This is a genomic window from Salipiger sp. 1_MG-2023, from assembly GCF_030547555.1.
Classification (GTDB): domain Bacteria; phylum Pseudomonadota; class Alphaproteobacteria; order Rhodobacterales; family Rhodobacteraceae; genus Salipiger.
This window is the reverse complement of record NZ_JAUOQN010000159.1, coordinates 1-1,248: the sequence shown is the minus strand read 5'-3', so window position 1 is coordinate 1,248 and position 1,248 is coordinate 1. Positions and strand designations below refer to the sequence as shown.

Genomic DNA, 1,248 nt, shown 5'->3' with positions numbered 1-1,248 from the left:
GCCTCCAAAACCGCCGCATCTTGCGCTTTGCCAATATGTCCCATAAGTTTGCCTTATCAGACATGCGTGGCCGCTTGCCGCCCTGTCCGAAACGCAACGGGTTTGCGGGGAAACATGCCCTCCGAGACAGACAAATCATCAGCACCAGACGCGCCCATCGGCAAGGACGGTGAACAGGCGCCCCGCGAGGCCCTCACCCTGCCCGCCCATGTGGCGGGATCGGGCGCATTGGACCGGCTCGTCGACACGGCGCGCGATTATGCCCGCGCCGCGGCCTCCGACAACACCCTCAAGGCCTACAGCAAGGACTGGGCGCAGTTCGCCCGCTGGTGCCGAAAGAAGGGCACCGAGCCGCTGCCGCCCTGCCCCGAGATGATCGGGCTCTATCTGGCCGATCTCGCCGCGCCGTCCGGGCGCGCTCCCGCCCTCGCCGTCAGCTCCATCGATCGCCGCCTGTCGGGCCTGACATGGAACTACGCACAGCGCGGCTTCGCCCTCGATCGCAAGAACCGCCATATCGCCACGGTGCTGGCGGGCATCAAGCGCCGACATGCCCGCCCGCCGGTGCAGAAGGCCGCGATCCTCCCCGAGGATATCCGCGCCATGACAGCCACCCTGCCCTATGATCTGCGCGGGCTGCGGGACCGGGCGATGCTGCTGCTGGGCTATGCCGGCGGCTTGCGGCGCTCGGAAATCGTCGGGCTCGATGTCCGCAAGGATGACACCCCGGACAGCTGCGGCTGGGTCGAGATCATGGCGGGCGGCGCACTGCTGACGCTGAACGCCAAGACCGGCTGGCGCGAGGTCGAGGTCGGGCGTGGGTCGTCGGAGCTGACCTGCCCGGTGCAGGCGCTGGAGCAATGGCTGCATTTCGCCAAGATCGATTTCGGGCCGATCTTCGTGGCGACATCGCGGGATGGAACCCGCGCGCTGCACACCCGGCTGAACGACCGGCACGTGGCGCGGCTGATCAAGCGCACCGTGCTGGAGGCCGGCCTGCGCCCCGAGCTGCCCGAGGCCGAACGCCTCGCCTTATTCTCGGGGCATTCCCTGCGCGCCGGCCTCGCCAGTTCCGCCGAGGTCGACGAGCGCCACGTGCAAAAACACCTCGGCCACGCCTCCGCCGAAATGACCCGCCGCTACCAACGCCGCCGCGACCGCTTCCGCATCAACCTCACCATAGCCGCAGGGCTCTGAACACAGCGCACCCACCCCGCACAACAGCCGCAACTGCACGAGCTGGTGCAG

At 68.3% G+C, this 1,248-nt stretch carries 1 protein-coding gene; it reads left to right on the top strand.

Features of this window, described 5'->3' with window-relative positions; translation table 11 throughout:
• The first annotated feature begins 114 nt into the window (after positions 1 to 114).
• Entirely contained in the window at positions 115 to 1,197 is a 1,083-nt protein-coding gene (locus Q4543_RS24370) for a tyrosine-type recombinase/integrase (protein ID WP_303442740.1), read from the top strand.
• Positions 1,198 to 1,248: the final 51 nt, after the last annotated feature.